Origin of the sequence: Streptomyces sp. NPDC056169 (assembly GCF_042268445.1) — a bacterium.
Taxonomy (GTDB): Bacteria; Actinomycetota; Actinomycetes; order Streptomycetales; family Streptomycetaceae; genus Streptomyces.
The window spans coordinates 155,731-180,531 of the sequence record NZ_JBHJUO010000013.1 but is presented as its reverse complement, the minus strand read 5'-3'; the positions used below and the strand labels follow the sequence as shown (position 1 = coordinate 180,531).

22 protein-coding genes are annotated in these 24,801 nt (G+C 72.1%); 3 read left to right on the top strand and 19 right to left on the bottom strand.

What is annotated here, in order from left to right; translation table 11 throughout:
• Positions 1-112 precede the first annotated feature (112 nt).
• From ACFC0G_RS22845 to ACFC0G_RS22830, 4 genes are all read right to left on the bottom strand, one after another.
• Positions 113-1,447 (bottom strand): beta-xylosidase, encoded by a 1,335-nt coding sequence (locus ACFC0G_RS22845; RefSeq protein WP_376406037.1) that lies wholly within the window; start codon positions 1,445-1,447, stop codon positions 113-115.
• 219 nt (positions 1,448-1,666) lie between these two features.
• Positions 1,667-2,146: a hypothetical protein gene (locus ACFC0G_RS22840; protein WP_376406035.1), complete on the bottom strand. Its 480-nt coding sequence runs from the start codon at positions 2,144-2,146 to the stop codon at positions 1,667-1,669.
• 209 nt (positions 2,147-2,355) lie between these two features.
• Positions 2,356-2,718 (bottom strand): cytidine deaminase, encoded by a 363-nt coding sequence (locus tag ACFC0G_RS22835; RefSeq protein WP_376406033.1) that lies wholly within the window; start codon positions 2,716-2,718, stop codon positions 2,356-2,358.
• Positions 2,719-2,910: 192 nt separating this feature from the next.
• Positions 2,911-3,732 (bottom strand): helix-turn-helix transcriptional regulator, encoded by an 822-nt coding sequence (locus tag ACFC0G_RS22830; protein ID WP_376406252.1) that lies wholly within the window; start codon positions 3,730-3,732, stop codon positions 2,911-2,913.
• Between the two features lie 221 nt (positions 3,733-3,953).
• On the opposite strand from ACFC0G_RS22830, the gene ACFC0G_RS22825 reads away from it, so the two are divergent.
• Positions 3,954-5,360, top strand: a complete 1,407-nt coding sequence (locus ACFC0G_RS22825) for an MFS transporter (RefSeq protein WP_376406031.1) — start codon at positions 3,954-3,956, stop codon at positions 5,358-5,360.
• A gap of 22 nt (positions 5,361-5,382) precedes the next feature.
• Here ACFC0G_RS22825 and ACFC0G_RS22820 read toward each other — a convergent pair whose 3' ends face one another.
• From ACFC0G_RS22820 to ACFC0G_RS22800, 5 genes are all read right to left on the bottom strand, one after another.
• Positions 5,383-5,736 (bottom strand): MmcQ/YjbR family DNA-binding protein, encoded by a 354-nt coding sequence (locus tag ACFC0G_RS22820; protein ID WP_267043557.1) that lies wholly within the window; start codon positions 5,734-5,736, stop codon positions 5,383-5,385.
• A gap of 5 nt (positions 5,737-5,741) precedes the next feature.
• Positions 5,742-7,037, bottom strand: a complete 1,296-nt coding sequence (locus tag ACFC0G_RS22815; protein WP_376406029.1) for a hemolysin family protein — start codon at positions 7,035-7,037, stop codon at positions 5,742-5,744.
• A gap of 4 nt (positions 7,038-7,041) precedes the next feature.
• Positions 7,042-7,539, bottom strand: coding sequence for an rRNA maturation RNase YbeY (gene ybeY / locus ACFC0G_RS22810; protein ID WP_376406026.1), 498 nt, complete (start codon positions 7,537-7,539; stop codon positions 7,042-7,044).
• Between the two features lie 12 nt (positions 7,540-7,551).
• A complete protein-coding gene (locus ACFC0G_RS22805) occupies positions 7,552-8,631 on the bottom strand; it encodes a PhoH family protein (RefSeq protein WP_376406024.1) in 1,080 nt (359 codons plus the stop codon).
• Between the two features lie 105 nt (positions 8,632-8,736).
• Positions 8,737-9,861, bottom strand: a complete 1,125-nt coding sequence (locus ACFC0G_RS22800; RefSeq protein ID WP_376406022.1) for a carbohydrate kinase family protein — start codon at positions 9,859-9,861, stop codon at positions 8,737-8,739.
• Between the two features lie 255 nt (positions 9,862-10,116).
• Here ACFC0G_RS22800 and ACFC0G_RS22795 point away from each other — a divergent pair, with 255 nt between their 5' ends.
• Together ACFC0G_RS22795 and ACFC0G_RS22790 are read left to right on the top strand one after the other, a co-directional pair.
• Positions 10,117-11,460 carry an MFS transporter gene (locus ACFC0G_RS22795; RefSeq protein ID WP_376406020.1) on the top strand — a complete coding sequence of 448 codons (1,344 nt, stop codon included), beginning with the start codon at positions 10,117-10,119 and terminating at the stop codon, positions 11,458-11,460.
• 221 nt (positions 11,461-11,681) lie between these two features.
• A complete protein-coding gene (locus ACFC0G_RS22790) occupies positions 11,682-12,428 on the top strand; it encodes a class I SAM-dependent methyltransferase (protein WP_376406018.1) in 747 nt (248 codons plus the stop codon).
• A gap of 131 nt (positions 12,429-12,559) precedes the next feature.
• Here ACFC0G_RS22790 and ACFC0G_RS22785 read toward each other — a convergent pair whose 3' ends face one another.
• The 10 genes from ACFC0G_RS22785 to hrcA all read right to left on the bottom strand — a co-directional run bounded on the left by ACFC0G_RS22785 (position 12,560) and on the right by hrcA (position 24,738).
• A complete protein-coding gene (locus ACFC0G_RS22785) occupies positions 12,560-15,484 on the bottom strand; it encodes a hypothetical protein (protein ID WP_376406016.1) in 2,925 nt (974 codons plus the stop codon).
• 226 nt (positions 15,485-15,710) lie between these two features.
• On the bottom strand, positions 15,711-16,745 hold the full coding sequence (locus ACFC0G_RS22780) for an adenosine deaminase (RefSeq protein WP_376406014.1): 1,035 nt from the start codon (positions 16,743-16,745) through the stop codon (positions 15,711-15,713).
• A 10-nt stretch (positions 16,746-16,755) separates the two neighbouring features.
• Positions 16,756-17,658: a ribonuclease Z gene (locus tag ACFC0G_RS22775; protein WP_376406012.1), complete on the bottom strand. Its 903-nt coding sequence runs from the start codon at positions 17,656-17,658 to the stop codon at positions 16,756-16,758.
• 3 nt (positions 17,659-17,661) lie between these two features.
• Positions 17,662-18,021, bottom strand: coding sequence for a histidine triad nucleotide-binding protein (locus ACFC0G_RS22770; RefSeq protein ID WP_376406010.1), 360 nt, complete (start codon positions 18,019-18,021; stop codon positions 17,662-17,664).
• Positions 18,022-18,103: 82 nt separating this feature from the next.
• Complete coding sequence (locus ACFC0G_RS22765) at positions 18,104-19,198, bottom strand: tetratricopeptide repeat protein (protein ID WP_376406008.1); 1,095 nt, start codon at positions 19,196-19,198, stop codon at positions 18,104-18,106.
• Positions 19,195-20,550, bottom strand: a complete 1,356-nt coding sequence (locus ACFC0G_RS22760; protein ID WP_376406006.1) for an ATP-binding protein — start codon at positions 20,548-20,550, stop codon at positions 19,195-19,197. The genes ACFC0G_RS22765 and ACFC0G_RS22760 overlap by 4 nt, the downstream gene beginning before the upstream one ends.
• Before the next feature lie 57 nt (positions 20,551-20,607).
• On the bottom strand, positions 20,608-21,351 hold the full coding sequence (locus tag ACFC0G_RS22755) for a 16S rRNA (uracil(1498)-N(3))-methyltransferase (protein WP_376406004.1): 744 nt from the start codon (positions 21,349-21,351) through the stop codon (positions 20,608-20,610).
• Complete coding sequence (locus ACFC0G_RS22750; RefSeq protein WP_376406002.1) at positions 21,348-22,433, bottom strand: nitronate monooxygenase; 1,086 nt, start codon at positions 22,431-22,433, stop codon at positions 21,348-21,350. Before ACFC0G_RS22750 ends, ACFC0G_RS22755 begins: the two co-directional genes overlap by 4 nt.
• 145 nt (positions 22,434-22,578) lie before the next feature.
• Positions 22,579-23,718 (bottom strand): molecular chaperone DnaJ, encoded by a 1,140-nt coding sequence (dnaJ, locus tag ACFC0G_RS22745; RefSeq protein WP_376406000.1) that lies wholly within the window; start codon positions 23,716-23,718, stop codon positions 22,579-22,581.
• Positions 23,719-24,738 carry a heat-inducible transcriptional repressor HrcA gene (gene hrcA, locus ACFC0G_RS22740; RefSeq protein WP_376406249.1) on the bottom strand — a complete coding sequence of 340 codons (1,020 nt, stop codon included), beginning with the start codon at positions 24,736-24,738 and terminating at the stop codon, positions 23,719-23,721.
• Positions 24,739-24,801: the final 63 nt, after the last annotated feature.

Below are 24,801 nucleotides of genomic sequence, written 5' to 3'. Positions count from 1 at the left end.
TCTTTCTCTTCCCTCCGGCCCGCCTCGCCGTGGGCGGGGCGGCGCGGGGGCCGCCCCGGGGGGGGGGGGGGGGGGGGGGGGGGGGGGCCCCCCCCCCCCCCCCGCCGGGTGGTCAGGACAGGGTCAGCGTCAGCACGCCCGCGTACGAGCCGGGCGCGGTGAACGCCGGGACGTCGAGGGAGAGCTGGGCGTCGACGGTGAACTCGCCGCCCGTGAGGGTGCCGTTCGGCGTGGAGGCGAGGGTCGCGCCGCCGCTGCCGACGGGACCGGCCGAGCCGGCCGCGCAGGTGCTGGGGCTGCCGGCCTTGGCGGTGCAGGCAGGGGTCCAGCTGAGGTTCCCGGCGCCGATGGCGCCGCCGGGGCCGGTGAAGTCGGTGACCTTGCCGGTCAGGGACCAGCCCGCGGGGCCGCCGCGGAAGTCCTTGACCGTCACCGTCTTCAGGTCGCCGGTGGCCGCGCCGCCCTGCCCGAAGTCGACCGAGGTCAGCTCGACGGCGTCCCCCGCCTGACTCATGGAGAGCTCGCCCGCCGTGACGGCCGCGGTGATCGTCTGGCTGTTCGGCGGGGCCGGCACGACGACCTTGTACGCGACGGGGCCCGCGCCCTTCTCGGGATCCCAGGCCGTGCCCTCGTACGCCACGACACCGGTGGTCGCCGCGTCGTTGACCTTCAGGCGCGCGGCGAACCCGCCCTCGCTGTCGGTCGTGACGGTCATCTTGTCGGCGGTCTCCGCCCCGCCGGCCCGGCCGACGACGGTGACCTCGGTGAGCGGGGTGAACTTGGCGCCGGTGACGGTCACCCGGACCCCGGGGTCACCGGTGGCGCTGTCGAGCTGGAGCGTCCGGGTGTTGGGGCTGGTGACGGGGCTCGCGACGACCGTCTCGGAGACCGGGGCGGGCGGGTCGAGCACCGTACAGGGGGTGTCCAGCTCCATGAGGTAGCTGGTGTGGATGTTGTAGTCGCCCGGCGAGAGGGTGATCGATCCGGGCTGGGTGACCGTGAACGTACCGGTCATGGAGAAGGCCGGGAAGGCGCCCTTGCCCGGGATGGGCGGGTTCTTCTTGGGTCCCGTGACGCTGACCGCGCCGGTCTGGGCGCCGCCGAGGACGACCTTTCCGCTCGGGGTCATGATGTCGGCCGGGAGCGCGAGGTCGACGGGGTTCGACGCGGCGGGCTTGGTGATCGTGTAGGTCACCGTCACCGTGTCGCCGACCTTGGGCGCGGTTTTGTCGACCGTGATGTCGGCGGTCGTGGTGCCCGTGATGGGCGGGATGCCGGCGATCGGCGGCGGGACGCACCGCGTCTGGAATTCCACCGGGGTGGAGACGGCGATCGCGTGGGCCGGAGCGGCGATGGCGCCGCCTGCGGCGACCGCGAGGGCGCCGGCGCCGAGGACGGCGGTCCAGCGCCGTCTTCGGGTCGCCGCCCGGGATCGGGTGAGTGCCATGTGTGGGCCCCCTCCTGAGGGATGAGAGGGCGCCATTGACGGCTGCGGGGGGAGAGAAGTCAATGGAATCGAAAACCACCGACTGATGACCCATCAGATTCTGTCAAGATCGGCGAGCTCTCGCGTATCCGCAGGTCAGACCTACCGCCAAACCCCCCTGAACACGCCGGAGACCGGTGCCGCCATCGGCGACACCGGTCAGGGGTGGAGCAGGGCGGCTCAGCTGAAGACGAACGGTCCCGGCGACTGCGACGTCACGGCGTCACAGTTCACCGTGACCCCGAAGATCACCATCTTGAGGGCGACACCCGCGAAGTACGAGTTGAGGCTGTCGCCCGAGGCCACGGTCCCGCTCAGCGGCCCGATGGTGACGGGCTGACCGGCACCGACCGCCGGGTTCTTCTTTCCGGTGAAGACCCGGGTGCCGCCGCCCGCCTTGGCCAGCGTCAGCGTGGCGTTGATCTGGTCGGCACCGACGGCGATCGGCGTCGTGACGGCCGTGCTGATCGTCATGGTCGCGGACGTGCCGCTCTGGGTCGCGGTGATGTTGGCGGTGCCGCCGCCCCAGCTGCCGCAGTCGTACTGCGCCGTGGCGGATCCCGGCGCGACGGCTCCGGCCGAGGGGGCGAAGGCGAGTCCGGCGGCGGCGAGCGCTCCGGTGAGTACCGCGACCGTCCCTAAGGTGCTTCTGCTTCTCATGGCGAGTTCGAACCCCTTCCGATGACGAACGCAGGGGTGCGGACACTGCGTGAATGGCGAATATCTGACGGTCCGTCGGGCGAACCGATGCTCATTGAGACGCAGACCGCCAGGGAAGGCAAGAGAAGATGCGGTGATCCTTCACAAACGCGCAAGGGCCCGGCTTCCCGCCGGGCCCTCGAAGTCGCTCGATGTCCTGTTCCGACCCCTCAGCCGGCGGTCACTGCCTCGCGCAGCTGCCCGTCGGGACCGGCGAGCAGCACCGGCGTCTCCGGGCCGCCGAGATCCCGTACGGCCGCGCGGTCCGCCGCCGAGGCCGCCTCGGAGGTCGAGACGACGGCCGCCGCCTCCAGGGACTGGGCGCCGCTGGCCACCGCCATCGCCACCGCGGTCTGCAGCGCGCTCAGCTTGAGCGACTCCAGTTCCACGGTCCCCGCCACGTACGTCCGCCCGGTCTCGTCCCGTACGGCCGCCCCCTCGGGCACGCCGTTGCGCGCGCGGGCGCCGCGCGCCAGGGTGATGATCTTGAGGTCCTCGGCGCCGAGGTCGCCGTGCTCGCTGCTGAGTGTCATGGCCCGAGCATAGGTCGGGGCCGGGGAACACCCGGACCCCGTCTCACCCCACGGCCGCCCAGGTCTCACCCCACGGCCCGGGGGATCCCGCCCCGCGGCCGCCACGTCTCATCCCCCGGCCGCACGGTCTCACCCAGCGGCCCTACGGCCTCAGCCCACGGCGGTACGGCCTCAGCCCGCGGCCCTACCGCCTCAGCCCGCGACCGGGTACATCGCCCCGCGGCGGCCCTCCGGGGAGACCAGCCACTCCAGCTTCGCGGCCGTGTCGGCCTCCGGGAGCGGGGTGTGCATGACGACGACCAGGTCCGGCCGGGCCGGGACCCTGAGCTGGGTGGCCTCGACGACGAGCGTGCCGACCAGCGGGTGCTCCAGCTCCTTGCGGTTCTGGCCGCCCGGCAGGATGTCCCGCCGCTTCCACAGCTCCGCGAACTCCGGGCTCCGCTCCTTGAGCTCCTCGACGACCGCCCGGAACCCCTCGTCGTCCGGGCACTCCGAGCAGGCCGAGCGGAACTGGGCGACGACCCGGGGCGCGAGCTCCTCCCACTGGACCGACCGCGAGCGGTACAGCGGGTCGGTGAAGAAGGTGACGAGGCAGTTCTGCGGGGTCTCCGGCCGCATCCCGAGCACGATCGCCGCCGCGTCGTTGTAGAGCACCGTGTTCCAGTACGCGTCCATGATGTGCGCGGGGAACGGCATCCACGTGTCGATGAGCCGTCGCAGCCCCTGGCACATGTCCCGGTCCTCCGGGGCGGCCTCCAGGGCCGGCGGGTTGAGCGCCGCGAGGACGTACAGATGACGCCGCTCCGCCGGGCTCAGCCGCAGCACGCGCGCCACCGAGTCCAGCACCTGCGGCGAGACCGTGATGTCGCGGCCCTGCTCCAGCCACTGGTACCAGGACACCCCGACGCCCGCGAGGACCGCGACCTCCTCGCGGCGCAGCCCCGGCGTGCGCCGGCGCGCCCCGCCGTCCGGGAGCCCGGCCTCGGCCGGGCTCACCCGGGCCCGGCGGCTCATCAGGAACTCGCGCAGTTCGCCGAGGCGGTGCTGCTTCGCGGTGGTGCTCTCAAGAGCGGTGGCCACGTGTGCTTCCTCCCCCTGGATGCCTGTGGTGACTCGTGGTGCGTGGTGGTGCGTGGTGACTCGTGATGCCTGGTGGTACGTGGTGCCTGGTGGTGCGACCAACAGGATAAGTACCCGCTCCCCACCGGTGTTCCCGTGGCACGAGAGTCGTCGGCATGGCAACGACGACCACTCCCCCCGCTCCGCCCACCGCTCCCCCGGCCGCCCCGGCCTCCCTCACCGGCCGCAACCGGCTCATCCTCTTCGTCCTGTGCGCCGCCCAGTTCATGGTGGCGCTCGACTTCTCCGTCCTGAACGTCGCCCTTCCCGTCCTCGGCGCCGACCTCGGCCTGAGCCAGTCCGCCCTCCAGTGGGCCGTCACCGCCTTCGCCCTGCCCTCCGGCGGTTTCCTCCTCCTCTTCGGACGGATCGGCGACCTCTACGGGCGCAAGAAGCTCTTCCTCGCCGGGCTCGCGCTCTTCGGCGCGGCCTCGCTGCTCGCCACGTTCGCCTGGAACCCGACGGCCTTCCTCACCGGGCGCGCCCTCCAGGGCATCGGCGCCGCCGCGATCGTGCCCACGGGCATGTCGCTCCTGACGACCACGTTCCCCGAGGGCCCGCTGCGGGACAAGGCGCTCGGCATCTCCGGAACCCTGCTCTCGCTCGGCTTCACCGTCGGCATGGTGCTCGGCGGGGTCATGACCGACACCCTCGGCTGGCGCTCCACGATGGGCCTGCTCGCCCTGTTCACCGTGATCGTGCTGCCGCTGGCGCCGGGTCTGCTGCCCGAGTCCCGCACCCCCGAGCGGCCCCGGCTCGACGTGCCGGGCGCGGTCACCGTCACCGGTGGTCTGCTCGCCCTGATCTACTCCCTGTCGACGGCCGCCGAGCACGGCTTCGGCCGTACGGACGTGCAGGTCACACTGGTGGCGGGGCTGCTGCTGCTCGCGGTCTTCGTCCGGGTCGAGTCCCGGCACGCGGCCCCGCTGGTGTCGCTGCCGATGCTGCGGCGGCGCACGGTCGCCTTCGGCAACCTGGGCGGGCTGATCACCTTCTCGATGATGTCGACCGTCGTCTTCGTCCTGACCCTGTACCTCCAGGAGACGCTGGAGCTCTCGCCGTTCGCCACCGGTCTCGTCTTCGGTGTGCAGGGGGTCTTCGCGGTCGTGGCCGGGATGCTCGCGCCGAAGGTGATCGGCCGGTTCGGCGCCCGCCGCGTCCTGGTCGGCTCGCTCGCCGGGCAGGGCCTGCTGACGGCCGCGATCCTCGGGGTCGGGCGGGACTCGGGCGTACTCCTGGCGACGGTCGCGGCCTCGCTGGCCTGCATGTTCCACCTGGGCGCGATCATCTCGTACGGACTGATCGTCACCTCCGGCGTCCCGGACGAGGAGCAGGGCCTGGCGACCGGGCTGGTGACGACCACCCAGCAGGTCGGCCTCACGATCGGGATCCCGCTGCTCGGGGTGCTCGCGACCACGGGCGGGGATCTGTTCGGCGGTGTCCGCACGGTCCTCGCCCTGGACGCGGCGATCGTGCTCGGTACGGCGGTGCTCGTCGCCCTCGGCCTGCGGCGACGCTCCTGAACGACCGCCGGCCGGACCTGGCCTACGGGCGGTCGAGGCGGAGCCGTACCGCCTTGGGGAGACCGGCGACGACGAGGTCGTACGAGTCCTCGACGAGCTCCCGGACCATCCGGTCCGGGAGCTCTCCGACGGTCACCGTGTTCCAGTGGCGCTTGTTCATGTGATAGCCGGGGGCGACGGCCGGGTGCTCCTCGCGGAGGCGTACGGCCTCGTCCGGGTCGCACTTGAGGTTGACCCGCAGCGGCTCGGCGTCGAGCCACGACAGCGCGAACAGCTTCCCGGCGACCTTGAAGACGGAGACGTCCGGGCCGAAGGGGAACTCCTCCGTCGCGTCGTTGAAGTCCAGGCAGAAGGCGCGCAGCTGCTCGGGGGTCATGCGGGCTACTCCTCGGTTTCCTGCGGTTCCAGCGGTTCCACGAGCACGGTGACGATCTTGTTCCGGCGGCCGGCCGGGGACTCGGCCGTGAGCCGCAGCGAGCGGCCGTCCGGCAGCTCCACGACCGCCTTCGCGCCGGCGATCGGCACGCGGCCGAGGGCCTTGGCGAGCAGTCCGCCGACGGTCTCCACGTCCTCGTCGTCGTACTCGTCGGGACCGAAGCCGTACAGCTCGCCGAGGTCCCCGATGTCGAGGCGGGCGGTGACGCGGTGGCTGCCCTCGCCCAGGTCCTGGACGGGCGGCAGCTCGCGGTCGTACTCGTCGGTGATCTCGCCGACGATCTCTTCGAGGATGTCCTCGATGGTGACGATGCCGGCCGTGCCGCCGTACTCGTCGATGACGACGGCGACGTGGTTGCGCTCCTGCTGCATCTCGCGCAGCAGGTCGCCGGCGTTCTTCGTGTCGGGGACGAAGGCGGCGGCCCGCATCGCGGTCGACACGAGGTCCGCCTCGGACTCGCGGTTGATGTGCGTCTTGCGGGCGAGGTCCTTCAGGTACACGATGCCGACGATGTCGTCCTCGTTCTCGCCGGTGACCGGGATCCGGGAGAAACCGGAGCGCAGCGCGAGCGTGAGGGCCTGACGGATCGTCTTGTACCGCTCGATGCAGACGAGGTCGGTGCGCGGCACCATGAGCTCGCGGACGAGCGTGTCGCCGAGCTCGAAGACGGAGTGCACCATGCGGCGCTCCTCGTCCTCGATGAGCGACTCCTGCTCGGCGAGGTCGACCATGGCCCGCAGCTCGGCCTCGGAGGCGAAGGGACCCTTGCGGAAGCCCTTGCCGGGCGTCAGCGCGTTGCCGATGAGGATCAGCAGCTGCGGGATCGGCCCCATGATCCGGGCGAGCGGCAGCAGGACGTACGCGGCGGCGGTCGCCGTGTTCAGCGGGTGCTGGCGGCCAATCGTGCGCGGCGAGACGCCGACGGCCACGTACGAGACGAGGACCATGACGGCGATGGCGACGAGCAGCGCTTCCCAGGTCTCGGGGAAGGCCTCCAGGCAGGCGTACGTGACGAGGACGCCGGCCGCCATCTCGCAGGCGACGCGGACGAGCAGCGCCACGTTGAGATAGCGGGTCGGGTCGGCGGCGATCTGGGAGAGCTTCTCGGCCCCGCGCCGCCCGGACCGTACGGCCTCGGCGGCGCGGAAGCTGGAGACGCGGGCGAGACCGGCCTCGGCGCAGGCGGCGAGCCAGGCGACGACGACCAGGGCGACCGCGCCGAGGATCAGCGAGACGTCCATCGGGTCAGGAGACGGTCGGCGCGGGGGACGGGCCGGTGAGGCCCTTCTCCGCACGCCAGCCGTCGACGATCGCCGCCTGGAGGCCGAACATCTCGGCCTTCTCCTCGGGCTCCTCGTGGTCGTACCCGAGGAGGTGGAGCACCCCGTGGACGGTGAGGAGCTGGAGCTCCTCGTCCATGGAGTGCTCCGTCGGCGCGTCCTTGCCCTGCTGGGTGGCGACCTCGGGGCAGAGCACGATGTCGCCGAGGAGCCCCTGCGGGGGCTCCTGGTCGTCCTTCGCCGGCGGACGCAGCTCGTCCATCGGGAAGGACATGACGTCCGTCGGTCCGGGCAGGTCCATCCACTGGATGTGGAGCTGCTCCATCGCCTCCGCGTCCACGACGATCACCGAGAGCTCGGAGAGGGGGTGGATGCGCATGCGCGCGAGCGCGTAGCGGGCGACGTCGAGGATCGCCTGCTCGTCGACCTCGGTACCGGACTCGTTGTTGACGTCGATCGACATGTGTTCTGCGTTCTACTTCCCGTTACGGCCGCGCCGGTGCTCGCCGCGGCTTTCGTCGCGGCTCTCGGTGCGGAGGTCGTACTGCTCGTACGCGTCGACGATACGGCCGACGAGCTTGTGCCGGACGACATCCTGCGACGTGAGCGTCGAGAAGGCGACGTCCGGGACACCGTCCAGGATGTCGCGGACCTGACGAAGACCGCTCTTCGTGCCGTTCGGCAGGTCGACCTGGGTGACGTCACCGGTGATGACGATCTTCGAGTCGAAGCCGAGGCGGGTGAGGAACATCTTCATCTGCTCGGGGTTCGTGTTCTGCGCCTCGTCGAGGATGATGAACGCGTCGTTGAGCGTCCTGCCTCGCATGTAGGCCAGCGGCGCGACCTCGATCGTCCCGCTCGCCATGAGCTTGGGGATCGAGTCGGGGTCGAGCATGTCGTGCAGCGCGTCGTAGAGCGGGCGCAGGTACGGGTCGATCTTCTCGTAGAGCGTGCCGGGCAGGAAGCCGAGCCGCTCGCCCGCCTCGACGGCGGGCCGGGTCAGGATGATCCGGGTGACCTGCTTGGACTGCAGGGCCTGGACCGCCTTGGCCATGGCGAGGTAGGTCTTGCCGGTACCGGCGGGTCCGATGCCGAAGACGATCGTGTGCTTGTCGATCGCGTCGACGTACCGCTTCTGGTTGAGCGTCTTGGGGCGGATCGTGCGGCCCCGGCTGGAGAGGATGTTCTGCGTGAGCACCTCGGCGGGGGTCTCGCCGCCGTCCGCCGATCCGTTGTCGCTCGCCCTGAGCATGGCGATCGAACGTTCCACTGCGTCCTCCGTCATCGGCTGACCGGTGCGGAGCACCAGCATCATCTCGTCGAACAGGCGCTGTATCAGGGCGACTTCCGCCGCGTCCCCGACCGCGCTGACCTGGTTGCCCCGGACATGGATGTCGGCCCGCGGGAAGGACTTCTCGATGACGCGGAGAAGCGCGTCACCGGAGCCCAGCAGGTTCACCATCGGATGCTTCGCGGGGACGGTGAAGTGGGCGCGGGCCTGGTCGGTCGTCCCGTCGAGGGACGCTCCGTCGTGGGCTGTGGGTGTCTGCGTCATGGGCCGGCACTGTGGCCTGCACATACCTCCCGTTGCAGGGTTCTCGCTGCTCGACAACCTCTCGACTTCCAAGCCTACGACCTGGCGGCGACCGGCCGAAGGGATTTACGAAGCGGCCGCTCGGAAGCCGATCGTCGGTACCGCCCGGCGCAGCGGCCAGGGGCGCGCGGGGGCCGGCAGGAGCCGTTCCAGGAAGGCGTACCGGCCGCGCAGCGCCTCGGGGTCCTGTTTGGCGTGGCCCTGGACGTGCTGCCACCAGGCGGCGATCTCGCCCCAGGTGGGGGCGGAGAGCGAGCCGCCGAACTCCTGGACGGAGAGGGCGGCGGTGAGGCCGGCGAAGGCGAGCCGGTCGGCGAGGGGCCAGTCGGCGAGGGTGCCGGTGACGAAGCCGGCGACGAAGACGTCCCCTGCGCCGGTCGGGTCGAGGGCGGAGACCTGGATGGCGGGGACCTCGGCGGTCTCGCCGGTGGCGCCGTCGACGGCGTAGGCGCCCTCGGCACCGAGGGTGACCACGGCGTAGCGGACCTTGTCGGCGAGGGCGCGGGCGGCGGCCCGGGGGCAGTCGGTGCGGGTGTACCGCATGGCCTCGGCGGCGTTGGGCAGGAAGGCCTCGCAGTGCTCCAGGTCGGTGAGGCCCGCGAGGTCCCACTGGCCGGTGTCGTCCCAGCCGACGTCGGCGAAGACCTTGGCGCCGCCCCGGGCGGCCTGGGCGACCCACTCCTCGCTGCGGCCGGGGACGAGGGAGGCGACGGCGGCGCGGGCGTGCGGCGGGTAGGCGGGCAGGGCGGCGGCGTCGACGTCGGGCGGGGCCTCGTGGCCGTGGGAGACCATCGTGCGCTCGCCCTCGTAGGCCATGGAGACGGTCACCGGAGAGTGCCAGCCGGGGACGGTGCGGGAGAGCGTCAGGTCGATGCCCTCGCCCTGCTCCAGGGCGTCCCAGCAGTACTCGCCGTAGTGGTCGTCGCCGAAGGCGGCGGCGAGGGAGGTGCGCAGGCCGAGGCGGGCGAGGGCGGTGGCCATGTTGGCGACGCCGCCGGGGCTGGAGCCCATGCCGCGGGCCCAGGACTCGGTGCCGCGGACGGGGGCGCTGTCGAGGCCCGTGAAGATGATGTCGAGGAAGACCGTGCCCGTCAGGAAGACGTCGCAGTCGGGGTCGGTGGGCTCGCGCAGGCACACCAACGGGTCGACCCCGGCGTGGTGTTGCGGCTTGTCTCCCCTTGCTGTGCTCACGGCGGCTCCCCGAACTGGTGCGGATCAGCTCAGTGTGCCCGATGGGGACCGGGGGACGGGTGGGACGCACGAGGAAGGTCGACCCCATACCCGTAAACCCGCACACGAAACCGATAGTGACCCGGATCACACACTTTACCCTCGGATACCACCTTCTCGGGCAACTCACCTGCTTGATACACATGGTTCCGCGACCCCGTGCTTCTCGCACCACCGGGCGCTCCACCCCTCCCTTTTCCTTTCCCGGGAACGCCCATGTCGTCGCGCCTGCGCGGCTCGGGGGCCCTCGTCGCCCTCGTCGCCCTCTTCACCTCCGGTTACCTCGCCCCGTACCTGCTGCCGACCGTCGTCGGCCGGCTCGCCTCGGGTCTCGGCCTCGGCCCCTCCCAGGCGGGCCTGGTCGGCTCCGTGCTGCTGCTCGGCTCCTCCGCCGCCGGATTCACGCTCGCCGCGCGCGGGGAGCGGATCGGCCCCCGCACGGCGGCCCGCGCGGGCCTCCTCGCCATGGCCGTCGGATACGGCTCCGCCGCCGCGACCCACGCCGTGCCCCTGGTGGTCGCGGGCGCGGTCCTCGGCGGCCTCGGCTCGGGCACGGCGACGGCGGTCGCCGCGGCCGGGATCGCCGGCCGGCGCGACCCCCACCGGGCCTCGACGCTGGGCCTGCTGACCGTCTCGGCCACCGCGGGCGCCCTCTACCTCACGCTGCCGCACCTGGGCGGCGGCCACGCTCCCCCGCTGCTCGCGATCGCCTGCGCGGCGGCCCTGGTGTGGCCGCTGACGGGCCGTCTCGCGGGTTCCCCGCGCGCGCGTGGAGCCCGTACGGAGCAGGCGGCCTCCCCCACCGGTCCGCTGCCGTACCGCCGGGCCGGGGCCGTGCTCGCCGGCGGCATCCTGTGCTGGTCCCTCGCGCAGAACGCGCTCTGGGGCGTGAGCGGTCGCATCGGGCTCACCCAGGCCGGACTCTCCGAGGTCACCGTCGGCGCGGTCTTCGCGGCGGCGCTCGGCGCGGGGCTCGCCGGGGTCACGGCGGCCGGCGCGCTCGGATCGCGGCTCGGCCGTGCGGTGCCGATCGGCGTGGGCACCGCCGTCATCGGGGCCTGTGTGCTGCTGAGCTCGGCCGCCGGGAGCCTGGCCTCCTTCGCGACCGGCGAGATCCTGTGGAACGCCGTCTACCCGGTCGTCCTCTCGTACCTCCTCGGCCTGGCCGCCTCCCTCGACCCGCGCGGCCGCTGGGCCGTCCTGGTCGGCTCGGCGTCCTCCCTGGGCGTGGCCTGCGGCCCCGTCGTCGGCAGCCTGCTCTCGGAGAGCGCCGGGTACACGGGCATGGGCGTGGTCCTCTGCGCCCTGCTGCTCCTCGTCGCGGTCCCCATGACGGCCGTCGCCCGCCACGCCTCCGGCCGCCCGCTGGTCCCGGGCTCCGTCCGCCGGCGCGGCGGCGCCCCCGCCGCGGTCCTCGCGGGAACGGCCTCGGCGACCCCGGCCCTCGTCCCGCAAATGGGCGCCCCGGAACAGCCGGTCACCGAGTTCCCCGTCCGCGCGGCACGCCGCCGCGCGGTCAAATCGGCCTTCCGTCTGGCGCGTCCGTCGGACCGCGGCTAGCGGCGGCTCCACCCGCCGCCACCTGCGGCGTTCGTCTCGCGGTGGATCTGCTTGTTGGGTGATACGAGCGTCACCCGGCCACCTTCTTCGTGCGATCCGCTAATACGGCGGCCGGAGGGGGCGGGCGCAGACTCACTGCCACGACCGCCACCCGGCAACCCTCCCACTCCGGAGGGCTGTTCGGCATGGCCACCCGCAGGACGAGCAGATGGGGGAAGCACGTGAGCGTGCAGGATCAGTACGACGAGATCGGCGAGGCCTTCGAGGGATTCAAGTCCCTGCCGCTGATGCGTTACGGGGAGGTGCCGAGCTTCCTGGGCCTGGTCGGGGACGTGACCGGCAAGTCGGTCCTCGACCTGGCGTGCGGCACCGGTTTCTACAGCAGGGAGTTCAAGCGGCGCGGCGCCACCGACGTCTTCGGTGTCGACATCTCCGTCGAGATGATCGCCGCCGCGCGGGAGATCGACCAGCGCGACCCGCTGGGCGTGGTCTACGAGGTCGGCGACGTGGCCGAGCTGCGGCAGCTCGACCGGCGCTTCGACATCGCGCTGGGCGTGCAGTGTCTCAACTACGCGGCGGACATCGCGGAGACGGAGCGGATGTGCGCGAACATCCACCGGAACCTGAAGCCGGGCGGCGAGTTCTTCCTGCTCGTCCAGACGCCCGACTACCGGTACGACGGTCCGCCGCTGGACAAGTACGGCTTCCGCATCGAGGCGACGGGCGAGCAGATCGAGACGGGCAGCCGAGGGCGGCTCACGGCCCTCCTCGACCCGCAGCCGATCACCATCATCACCACGTGCCCGCGCCGCGAGGTCTACGAACAGTCCCTGAAAGCGGCCGGGTTCAGCGCGCTGGAGTGGGTCCCGCTCTCGGTGTCCGAGGCGGGCATCCGCGAGTACGGCGAGGAGTTCTGGGCGGACATGCTCTCCGACCCGCCGCTGGAACTGCTGCGCTGCCGCGCCTGACGCGGTCCGCGGAGCCGCCCTGCGGGGAGGCGGGGCGGCTGCGCGGACACCTCGCGGCGAGGCCCCGCCACCGGCGCGGAAATGCGCGGGAGCGGGGCCTCGGAGCGTACGGAAGGCCTTTCGGGCAGCCGTCAGTACTGCTCGATCCTGTTGGCGTTGATGTCGTCCAGCACTCCGATGATCCTGCTGTAGCGCTGCGAGGTGCCGGAGTTCACCGGGAGGAGCAGCGTGTCCTGTGCGTAGATCACGGCCTCGCGGACGTTGTGCAGGCCCAGTGACTGGGTGGTACGCGAGAGGATGGCCGTTCCGGCGTTGATGCGCCGGGTGGCCAGGTTGAAGTAGACGGCCAACAGCTGCTTGCCCAGGATGCTCTTGGGCGCGTTGTCGTCGCGGAATGCCGCGGTGACCTCGGCGGCGGACAGGGCCCCGCTCCGGTCGGTGTCGTACCGCTGGTCGGTGGCCTGTACGCGGGCCAGGAACTCGGCGGTCCACTGCCCCGGGTGGTTCCTCCAGTAGCCCTGGGAGAGCGGGTCGCGGCTGGGCGGGGTCACGGTGATGGTGGTGGTGGCGGAGTCCGTGACGGGCGCGAAGGTGCACGCCCCGCCGGCGTTCTTGTAGCCGACGGACACGGTGTCGGTATAGGTGGTGCCGGCCAGGGCCAGGAGCGTCGGCCTCGCGGTGAAGACGATCTGCCGGTCGCCGGAGTGCGCCGGGAGGCTGCCGACGTTCCAGACCAGGGTCCGGGTGCCGTCGTCGTTGAGGGTCACGGAGCTCGGCCTGGGGCCGGTGCCGAGATCGAGGGCCTGGCTGTAGTACACGCCCGCCGGCAGGGTGTCGGTGAGGGTGACACCGGATGCGGCGCCGCTCCCCGTGTTCGCGTAGGTGAGGGTGTACGTGATGGCCTGGCCCGCGTCGACGGTGGCCGTGGCGGCCTTGTCCACGGTCAGGACCGGGGCGTGCACGGTGGTGGTCGCCCGTGCCGTGTTGTCGTCCGTGTACGGGTCGGGCACGCCCTCGGTGTCGGTGCCGGTGACCGTGGCGCGGTTGGTGAGGACCGTGCCGTCTGCCGTGTCGCACGGCACGAGGTAGGTGAAGGCCGGTGTGACCGTGGCGGTGGCGCCGTTGGCCAGGTCGGCGAGCGAGCGCTGCTGGGTGCTGCCGTCGGGCAGGGTGTCGTCCACGTGGATGCCCGTGGCGGTACCGGGGCCGAGGTCGGTCACGGTGGTCGTGTAGTGCACCGTGTCCCCGCCGGTGGCGTCGGCTTCGTCGGAGGACTTGGCGATCTTGAGGTCGGCCTGCTGGAACATGGCGCGGACCGATTCCTCGGTCAGCTCCGGCAGGAGCGGGCGGTCTCCGTCGGCGAAGAACTCGGCGTTGAGGCGGGGGTTGTACTGGATGTGCGCCCAGTCGTCGAAGCCGCCCAGGCTCTGGCCGGGGCTGGCCTTGCTGCATCCGCCGTCGTCAGGACCGATGGACTGGATGTAGTTGATGTCGGCCGGGATGGCGGATTCCTTGTCGCCGCCGGTTTCGTTCCAGTTGAGGGGACCGTTCGTGGCGGGTGCGACGCGCAGCTTGCCGCCGACTCCGTAGACGGTCTTGCGCGCGGGTGAGGGCGTCCCGTACACGCCGTTGTTCTCGTTCAGGCTCGCCTCGTTGAGCACCGTGGCCGGGGTCGTCCCGAGGGCCGTGCCCCGGGCCGCGCTGGAGTAGTCCAGCGGCCTGTCGGGGTCCCTGCCCGCGAACTGCAGCGTGTAGTTCATGACGCTGAGGTAGTTCGGTTTGCAGTTGACCGCGTCGTTGCCGCCGTGTCCCAGGCTCAGCGTGTGCCCGAGCTCGTGCATGAAGGTGGCGGCCTCGGCCTTCCTGCGTGCGCCGATCTTCGCGATCGTCGAGGGAACCCAGGTGTCCAGGGTCACGATGAAGTCGTTGCCGCCCTGCGGGCCCGCGGAGGTCCACTCGGAACTGCCCGACGCCGTCGACGCCTTGGGCGGCGTGGATCCGTCGAAGAAGCTGATGGCGAAGAGCATGTAGCGGAAGGCCTGGCGTTTCGCACTCAGGATGTTCGCGCAGTTGGAGCTGGACCGATCGGCTGCCGAGCCGAAGAATCCGGTGCAAGGGCCCGGCGGGCTCCCGCTCTTCAGGTCGTTGAAGTCGTCCGCTGTGCCAGGGCCGTTCGACCGCCACATGAGGGGGTTCACGGTCGTGACGGCCTCTCCCTCCGTCACATGGAGGTTGACGCCCCGGAACTTGGTCTTCGTCGCGTCGGCCGGATCGGGGTACGGGTCGACCGGAGCCTCGGCGAACGCCTTGACCACGTCGGCGAGCGCCTCGGCCTGCGGTTTGGTCTCGGCCATGTAGTCCGCCTCGACGAACAGGTCCTTGCGGTAGGGGACGGCCCCGTACGGCTGGTCGCCCAGGGGCAGGTCCACGGTCCCGTCGGTGTCGAAGTCGTAGCCCCTGCCCGGGACCTCCCAGGTGTTCATGAGGCCGTCGCCGTCGCTGTCCACGCTGTTCGCCAGGCTCACGCACGAGGGTGTGGTGATCGTGAAGTAGCCCCGGGCGACGGAGCCCTCGCTCTCACCGGCCAGGGTGGGGACCCCCGCTCCCTGTTGACCGGTCAGACCGCCTCCGGTGAACGTGCAGGTCATCAGGTCGAACGAGAGGTTGAGGTCGTTGCTCCCACCGACCCACTTGACGGGGTCGTCGGCGCTCAGGTCGTCCTGGTCCCACAGCTCCAAGTGGATGGCGACGGGGTTGTGGCTGGTGTCCACGGTCGCCGTCCGGACCCAGTTGGTCCTGAAGTCGGCCCCGTGGGCGCAGCAGTAGTCGTCTTTCCCGTCGAACAGCCCCTGATGGTCGATCTCGAATTTCGGATAGTAGTCGTTCCCACACGCCTCGCCGTCTCCCTCGTCACAGGAGATTTCGACGACCCGGTAGAGGCTCACGGTGATTTGCTCGGTGGCGGCGTGGGCGGAAGTGGCGCCTACGGCGGCCGAGCCCACGAGCATCAACAGAAGTGCGGCGAACAGACGCGCGCACCGACCGACCCTTGACATGCGATGGTCCTCCTCAAGGCCTCACGGCCCCATTGATAGAGGAGCGGATTTTTGCCCGATGATGGCACTCGCCATCGGACCCGAAACGGGCAACACGCCTGCCCGCCGCCACCGCTTGCAAGTGTGCTCGACCGGGCGATCACCGCCGAGGAATCATCGGATGGTCGGCCGGTGCGAAGGCGCGATCATCGACACCGGGGAGCGCTGGGAGAGCCCTGGGAGAGCCCTAGGAGGCGCCGAAGTCGTAGGCCTCCACCTCGGCGAGGAAACGGGCCCTGCGCGGCTCGTCGTCCTCCAGGAAGGAGGCCTCGAAGGAGTTGCGGGCGAGCTCGCGGAGCTGCTCCGGCTCCAGGGCCAGGGCGGCCCGGACCGCGTCGAAGTTGTCGCCCGCGTAACCGCCGAAGTAGGCCGGGTCGTCGGAGTTCACCGTCACCAGCAGACCCGCCGCCATCATCGCGCGGAGCGGATGGTCGGCGAGCGTGTCGATGACGCGGAGCCGGACGTTCGACAGGGGGCAGAGCGTCAGCGGCACCCGCTCGCGGGCCAGCCGGCCGACGAGCTCCGGGTCCTCCATGCAGCGCAGACCGTGGTCGACGCGCTCCACCCCGAGGACGTCCAGGGCCTCGCGGACGTACTCCGCGGGGCCCTCCTCGCCCGCGTGGGCGACGCGCCGCAGCCCGAGCCGGGCGGCCTCCTCGTACACCGCGCGGAACTTCGCCGGCGGGTGGCCGACCTCCGCCGAGTCCAGGCCGACGCCGGTGATCCGGTCCAGGTACGGCTTCGCGGCCTCCAGGGTGGCCATGGCCGACTCGGCGGACTCGTCGCGCAGGAAGCACATGATGAGCCGCGTCGAGATCCCGTACCGCTCCTCGGACCGGTCGAGGGCGGCCCCGAGGCCCTCGATCACCGTGCCGATCGGGACCCCGCGCGCGGTGTGCGCCTGCGGGTCGAAGAAGATCTCGGCGTGCCGGACGCCCTGGCCTGCGGCCCGCTCCAGATAGGCGTCGGCGAGCTCCGTGAAGTCCCCGGCGGTGCGCAGGACCGCCATCAGCCCGTAGTAGAGGTCCAGGAAGGACTGGAGGTCGCTGAACTCGTACGCCTCGCGCAGCGCGGTGGTGTCCGCGTACGGCAGGGTGACGCCGTTGCGCGCGGCGAGCGCGAAGGCCAGCTCGGGTTCGAGGGTGCCTTCGATGTGGAGGTGCAGCTCGGCCTTGGGGAGCGCCGTGGGGAGTGCCGTGGGAAGTTCCGTGGGGAGGGGCATGGGTGGTGCTCTATCTCTTCGGTACGGGGACCCTCATGAGGTCCTGGGCAATGCTCAGTTCGCCGTCGAACCCGGCCGCCCGCGCCTGTCGCTCGAACTCGGCCGGGTCGTCGTAGCGCTGCGAGAAGTGGGTCAGGACGAGGTGGCGCACGCCCGCGTCCCGCGCCACGGCCGCGGCCTGTCCGGCCGTCAGATGGCCGTGGTCGGTGGCGAGCCGGACGTCCTCGTCGAGGAAGGTCGACTCGATGACGAGCATGTCGGCGCCCTCCGCGAGCGCGTGCACCCCGTCGCAGAGGCGGGTGTCCATGACGAAGGCGAAGCGCTGCCCGCGCCGGACCTCGCTGACCTCTTCGAGGGTCACGCCGTCCAGCACGCCGTCCCGCTGGATCCGGCCCACGTCGGGGCCCTTGATGCCGTGCGCGGCGAGCCGCTCGGGCAGGATCCGGCGCCCGTCGGGCTCGGTGACCCGGTAGCCGTAGGACTCGACGGGGTGGGAGAGCTTGTGCGCGTCGAGGGTGTACGCCTCGGTGACCGCGAGCGGCCCGTCGGCGGCGACGGGCGCCTCGGTCAGCTTCACGGTCTCGCGGTAGGCCGTGGCGTACCGCAGCCGCTCGAAGAAGTGCTGCCCGCTCGCCGGGTAGTGGGCGGTGACCGGGTGCGGGACCTGGTCGAGGTTGATCCGCTGGATCACCCCGGCCAGGCCGAGCGAGTGGTCGCCGTGGAAGTGCGTGACGCAGATCCGGTCGAGGTCGTGCGCGGCGACCCCGGCCCGCAGCATCTGGCGCTGCGTGCCCTCGCCGGGGTCGAAGAGGATGCCCTGGCCGTCCCAGCGCAGCAGATAGCCGTTGTGGTTGCGGTGCCGGGTCGGGACCTGGCTGGCGGTCCCGAGGACGACCAGTTCGCGTACGGACACGGACTATCCGGGCGGCCAGTTGAGACCGCGGCCGCCCAGCACGTGCGCGTGGGCGTGGAAGACGGTCTGACCCGCGCCGGCACCGGTGTTGAAGACGATCCGGAAGCCGTGGCCGTCGACCTTCTCCTGCGCGGCGATCTCTCCGGCCTCGCGCAGTATGTCGGCGGCGACGGTCGGCGCGGCGGCGGCCAGGGAGGCCGCGTCCGGATAGTGGAGCCGCGGGATGACGAGGACGTGGGTGGGCGCCTGCGGGTTGATGTCGCGGAACGCGACCGTCGTCTCCGTCTCGCGGACGATCGTCGCCGGCACCTCCCCCGCCACGATCTTGCAGAACAGGCAGTCGCTCTGCGGCTCTCCGGCCATGGCCCGGGCCTCCTCGCCTCTGATGTGGATCGGTCCAACGGGAATGCTATCCGCCGCCGGCGACATGACCGTCGTCCCCCGGTCAGTCCTTCGGCGCGCGGCGGTTCAGGGCGGAGCGGCTCACCCAGTACGTGATGATCACCGCCCAGAACAGCGGCGTCCCGAGCCCGCCCACGACGCCCGAATCGAACGACCACAACGCCAACGTCACCACCGAGTACAGACCGAGCAGCCCCACCGCGGTCGCCATCGCGATCACCGGCCGGCAGGCGCGCGCGACGAGCAGCATCGGGCGGCGCAGCCGGGCCGGGACCCGGCGGCCCATCCACAGCACCCAGCCGCCCCAGGCGCCGACGACGACGGCCGCGCCGATCACGAAGGGGACGACGGCCTCGGCGCCGGTGGCTCCGGAGCGGACCGGGGCGGTGGCGAGGAAGGAGGCGATGAAGCCGACGAGGGCCACCCAGCGGGCCCCGGCTGCGGTGTTCCAGGCCATGGCCTCCAGGTTGTACCGGGCCTTGCGGTCGTCGAGGTCGAGCGCGGCGGAGGCGACGAAGCCCTCGGCGGCCTGCGTCCAGGCACCGCGCCGGAACCAGCGGCGCCGCAGCCGGAGCAGCGAGAGGTTGTTGTGGGCCTCGCTGCTCTGCGGGTTGAGCCGCAGAGCAGCCTCGTACGCCCGCTGCGCGGTGGCGTGGTCGCCCCGGCGCTGGGCGGTCAGGCCCACGAGGAAGTGCGCCGCGTCCTCCTCGGGGCCGAGGGCGACGGCGGCCCGGGCCGCCTCGTACGCCTCGACCGCGCGGGCCGGGGTGCGGGAGTGCTCGGCGTGCTCGGCGAGGGCGGTGCCGAGCGCGTAGTGGCTGCCCCAGTACTGCGGGGCGATCGCGACGGCGCGCCGGGCGGTCGTCTCGGCCTCCGGGAACCGCTTCAGGCCCAGCAGGATCTGCACGCGCATCAGCCAGCCCATGAGCAGCTCGGGCCGGGCGCCCAGCGCCTGGTCCACGGCGGCCAGGGCGGCCGGACCGTCGCCGGCCCGGTGGTGGCAGCGGGCGAGCAGGACGAGGGCGTCGGCGTCCTCCGGGTCGGTCGCCAGGTGCTGGGCGACGAGCGCCCCGGCCTGCTCGTACCGCCCGGTGTCGTACAGCGCCTCGGCGCGCAGGAGCGCGGTCGGAGTGGTCACAGCTTGCGCTTCCGCTTCAGGTAGGCGAGGAGGTCGTCGTACAGCCCGCCCTCGTTGGCGAACATGGCGACGTTCCGGGCGGCGGCGAACCACGGCTCCGTGGACGGCTTGATCTGCTTGGCCGCGCCGAGGAGGTCCTTGGTGGTGATGAGGCGTACGGAGCCGCTGCGGGCGGAGTCGAGGAGCGCGGCCTCGGCGGCGGTCTCGCAGAGATGGGCGAGGTCGGCGCCGGAGAAGTCCTCGGTGACCTTGACGAGCTTGCCGAGGTCGACGGCCTCGATGGGGCGCTCGCGCAGGTGGTAGCGGAGGATCGCCTCCCGGGCGGCGGCGTCCGGCGGCAGCACGAGGAGCGTGCGGTCGAGGCGGCCCGGGCGGCGGAGCGCGATGTCCACGTCCCAGGGCACGTTGGTGGCGGCGAGCACGAAGACGCCTTCGTTGCCGGCGCCGCTCGCGATGCCGTCGAGCTCGGTGAGGAGCTGGTTGACGACGTTGCGCAGCCCGCTGTGGTGCGTACGGGAACGCTTGGCGCCGAGGGCGTCCAGCTCGTCGAGGAAGACGACGCAGGGGGCCTGGCGGCGGGCGGTCTCGAAGATGTCGTGGATGTTCTTCTCGGAGGCCCCGATCCACATGTCGAGGACGTCGGAGAGCGAGACGGTGAGGAAGTTCGCGCCGAGCTCGCCCGCGACGGCCCGGGCGATGAAGGTCTTGCCGCAGCCGGGCGGCCCGTACAGGAGCAGGCCGCCGCGCAGCGACTTGCCGTACAGCCTGCGCAGTTCGGGGTTGCGCATGGGGGCGAGGAAGGCGGCCTCCAGGCGGTCCTTGACCTCCTCCATGCCGCCGACGTCGGCGAGCCGCACGGCACCGGGGGCGTCCACGTCCCAGGCGGCGGCGTCCCCGGCGGCGCCCTCGCCGTCGGCGGCCTGCGGCTCGTCCAGGAAGCGAGGCCCGACGAGGTCCTGGACCTGCTGCTCGGCGGCGTCCCAGTCGAAGGCGGGGGCCGGGGCGGGGGCGGGCGTCGCGGGGGCCTCGGGAGCGGGCGCGGGCGCGGGCGGCGCGGGCTGCTCGACGGCGGGAGGCGTCACGGGTGCCGCCGCAGGAGGTGCCGCGGGTGCCGCCGCGGGAGGCGTCACGGGAGGCGTCGCGGGAGGCATGCCCATCGCCCGCATCATCAGCGCGCGGGCGTCCGCGTCGCCGGGCGCGTGCTGGAGGGCGACGGCCGCCTCCGCGACGGCCTCCTCGTTGCGCCCCTCGGAAAGGAGCAGCTCGGCGAAGTGGAGGCGCAGGGGTACGTCACCGGGGGCGGCGGCAACGGCGGCGCGCAGACTGCGGATCAGAGGGGACTCGTCGGCCATGCGGCCACCCTATGAAGAACCCGGTGGCACCCGTCCACCGGGTTCCGACTAAATCCTTCAGCTCCAGCGGCCGGTGCGCCCCAGGACGAGGGCCGTCGCCGCCGTACCCGCTGTGGAGGTGCGCAGGACACTGCGGCCCAGCCGGTACGGCTTCGCGCCGGCCGCCTCGAAGGCCGCGAGCTCGTCCGGGGAGACGCCGCCCTCGGGTCCGACGATCAGCACGATCGAGCCCTTCGCGGGCAGTTCGGCGGTGGCCAGCGCGCCGGACGGATGCGCGCGGTCCTCGTGGAGGACGGCGGCGAAGTCGGCGGCCGCGAGGAGGGCGGCGAGCTGCTTGGTCGTCATCAGGTCGGCGACCTCGGGGAAGCGCGTGCGGCGCGACTGCTTGCCCGCCTCGCGGGCGGTGGCACGCCACTTGGCGAGCGCCTTGAGGCCCCGGTCGCCCTTCCACTGGGTGATGCAGCGGGAGGCAGCCCAGGGGACGATCGCGTCGACCCCGGTCTCCGTCATGGTCTCCACGGCGAGTTCGCCCCGGTCGCCCTTGGGCAACGCCTGGACGACCGTGATCCGCGGCGACTCCTCGGCGTCCTCGTGCACCTCGGCGACCCGCACGGTCAGCTGGTCCTTGCCCTCGGCGGCGAGCACCACGCACTCGGCCCAGCGGCCCCGGCCGTCGGCGAGGACGAGCTCCTCGCCCTCGCGCAGCCGCTTCACGGAGACGGCGTGCCGGCCCTCGGACCCGTCCAGGAGGAAGCTCCCGGGGCCGGGAACGGTGTCGACGACGAAGACGGGTGCGGTCATGAGGCGCTCCTGTGGGCCAGGTCGGAGAGGGCGGTGTCGAGTTCGGCGGCCAGGACCTCGACGAGCTGCCCTGCGGGGAGTTCGCGGGCGAGCCGGTGGCCCTGCCCGGCCCACAGGGCCATGCCCTGGGAGTCGCCGGAGGTGGCGGCGGCCTTGCGGAGCGGGGCGGTGAGGTGGTGGACCTCGGGGTAGGCGGCGGGGGCGTACGGCCCGTGCTCGCGCATGAAGCGGTTGACGAGCCCGCGCGCGGGACGCCCGGAGAAGGCCCGGGTGAAGGCGGTCCGGGTGAAGAGCGGATCGGTCAGGGCCCGCTTGTGCAGCGGATGCGCGCCGGACTCGGGGCAGCCGAGGAAGGCGGTGCCGAGCATGGCGGCGTCGGCGCCGGCGGCGAGGACGGCGGCGATCTGCGCGCCGCGCATGATCCCGCCGGTGGCGACGACCGGCAGCGCGACGCTCTCGCGGACCTGGGTGAGGAGGGCGAGGAGCCCGGTCCCCGGGGTGCCGTCGTCGGCCGGGTCGTCGCGGTACGTGCTCTGGTGGCCGCCGGCCTCGGCGCCCTGGACGCAGACGGCGTCGGCACCGGCCCGCTCGGCGGCGAGGGCGTCCTCGGCCGAGGTGACGGTGACGAGCGTGAACGTTCCGGCGCGGGCGAAGGCGGCGAGCGTCTCGGGAGCGGGACAACCGAAGGTGAAGGACACGACGCGGACCGGGTCGTCCAGGAGGATCGCCAGCTTGGCGTCGTAGCCGTCGTCGTCGCGGCAGTCGTCGGCCTCGCCGAGGGAGGTCTCGTACCAGGTCGCCTCGCCCGCGAGCTGGTGCCGGTAGACCTCGACGGCGGCCGGGTCGGCGTGCGGGCCGCCCTGCGGCACGAAGAGGTTGACGCCGAAGGGGCGCGCGGTGAGCCCGCGTACCTGCTTGATCTCCTGGTACAGGCCTCCGGCCGTCTTGTACCCGCCGGCCAGGAAACCGAGCGCACCGGCCTCGCAGACGGCCCCGACGAGCTCGGGACAGGAAGCGCCACCCGCCATGGGGGCCTGCACGATCGGATACCGAAAGAGATCGTTCAGTGCGGTGGTGGACATACGGGCATCGTTTCATGACGGCCGCGGCGGGCCGAATCGGTACGTCAGGTCACGGAAGGCGGCCCTCCGGAGACGGAGGGGGCAGAACGGGAAGGGGCGGAACGGCCCATCGCCGCCCCGCCCCTTCCCTCACGATGCCGTCCGGTCAGGTCCGCCCGTTGAAGGCGTCCTTCAGGCGCGAGAACAAGCCCTGCTGACCCGGCTGGAACTGCCCGGTGGGCCGCTCCTCGCCGCGCAGCTTGGCCAGCTCGCGCAGGAGCCGCTCCTGCTCCGCGTCGAGCTTGCCCGGGGTCTGCACCTCGACGTGCACGATCAGGTCGCCCCGGCCGTTGCCCCGCAGGTGCGTGACGCCGCGGCCGTGCAGCGGGACCGACTGGCCGGACTGCGTGCCCGGACGGATGTCGATCTCCTCGATGCCGTCGAGGGTCTGCAGCGGCACCTTCGTGCCGAGCGCGCCCGCCGTCATCGGGATGGTCACCGTGCAGTGCAGGTCGTCGCCGCGCCGCTGGAACGTGTCGTGCGGGATCTCGTGGATCTCGACGTACAGGTCACCGGCCGGGCCGCCGCCGGGGCCGACCTCGCCCTCGCCGGCGAGCTGGATCCGGGTGCCGTTGTCGACACCGGCCGGGATCTTGACGGTGAGGGTGCGACGGGACCGGACCCGGCCGTCGCCCGCGCACTCGGGGCACGGGGTCGGGACGACGGTGCCGAAGCCCTGGCACTGCGGGCAGGGCCGGGAGGTCATGACCTGGCCCAGGAAGGACCGGGTGACCTGGGAGACCTCGCCGCGACCGCGGCACATGTCACAGGTCTGGGCGGAGGTGCCGGGCGCGGCACCCTCACCCGAACAGGTGGTGCAGACGACGGCCGTGTCGACCTGGATGTCCTTGGTGGTGCCGAAGGCCGCCTCGTTGAGGTCGATCTCCAGACGGATCATGGCGTCCTGGCCGCGGCGGGTCCGCGAGCGCGGGCCGCGCTGCGAGGCCGTGCCGAAGAACGCGTCCATGATGTCGGAGAAGTTGCCGAAGCCACCCGCGCCGAAGCCGCCCGCGCCGCCCCCGCCGGAGGCCGAGAGCGGGTCGCCGCCGAGGTCGTAGACCTGCTTCTTCTGCGGGTCCGAGAGGACCTCGTAGGCGGCGTTGATCTCCTTGAAGCGTTCCTGCGTCTTCGGATCGGGATTCACATCCGGGTGCAGCTCGCGCGCGAGCCTCCGGAAGGCCTTCTTGATCTCGTCCTGGGAAGCGTCGCGGCGCACGCCGAGTACGGCGTAGTAGTCCGTGGCCACTTACGACTCCGCCAGGATCTGTCCGACGTAACGTGCCACTGCGCGTACCGCTCCCATCGTTCCGGGGTAGTCCATGCGGGTCGGTCCGACCACGCCGAGTTTGGCGACTGCTTCGCCGCCCGAACCGTAGCCGACCGAGACGACGGACGTGGAGCTCAGCCCCTCGTGGGCGTTCTCGTGCCCGATGCGTACGGTCATGCCCGATTCCTTGGCCTCGCCGAGCAGCTTGAGGAGCACGACCTGCTCCTCCAGAGCTTCCAGGACGGGCCTGATCATCAGGGGGAAGTCGGGTCCGAAGCGGGTGAGATTGGCGGTGCCGCCGATCATCAGCCGCTCCTCGTGCTCCTCCACGAGCGTTTCGAGGAGGGTCGCGAGCACGGTCGAGACCGTGGCGCGGTCCTCGAGCTCCTCGAAGGACTCGGGGAGGTCCTGCACCAGCTGCGGCACGTCGGCGAACCGGCGGCCGACGACCCGGCTGTTGAGCCTGGCCCGCAGGTCGGCGAGGGAGGTCTCGCCGAAGGGCGCGGGACAGTCGATGACGCGCTGCTCGACGCGGCCGGTGTCCGTGATGAGCACGAGCATCAGGCGGGCCGGGGCCAGCGCCAGCAGCTCCACGTGCCGGACGGTCGAGCGGGTCAGCGAGGGGTACTGGACGACGGCGACCTGCCGGGTCAGCTGGGCGAGCAGCCGGACCGTCCGCCCGACGACGTCGTCGAGGTCGACGGCCCCGTCCAGGAAGTTGTGGATGGCGCGCCGCTCGGGCGTCGACAGCGGCTTGACGCCGGCCAGCCGGTCGACGAAGAGCCGGTAGCCCTTGTCGGTCGGGATGCGCCCGGCGCTGGTGTGAGGCTGGGCGATGTAGCCCTCCTCCTCCAGCACGGCCATGTCGTTGCGGACCGTGGCGGGCGAGACGCCGAGCTTGTGGCGCTCGGTGAGCGCCTTCGAGCCGACCGGCTCCTCCGTCCCGACGTAGTCCTGGACGATGGCGCGCAGCACCTCGAGTCTGCGTTCGCTGAGCATCGTGCGCACCTCCAGCTGTCCTCGTCGTTCCGGATGCTCCGGTTGCTCCGGTTTTGGCACTCA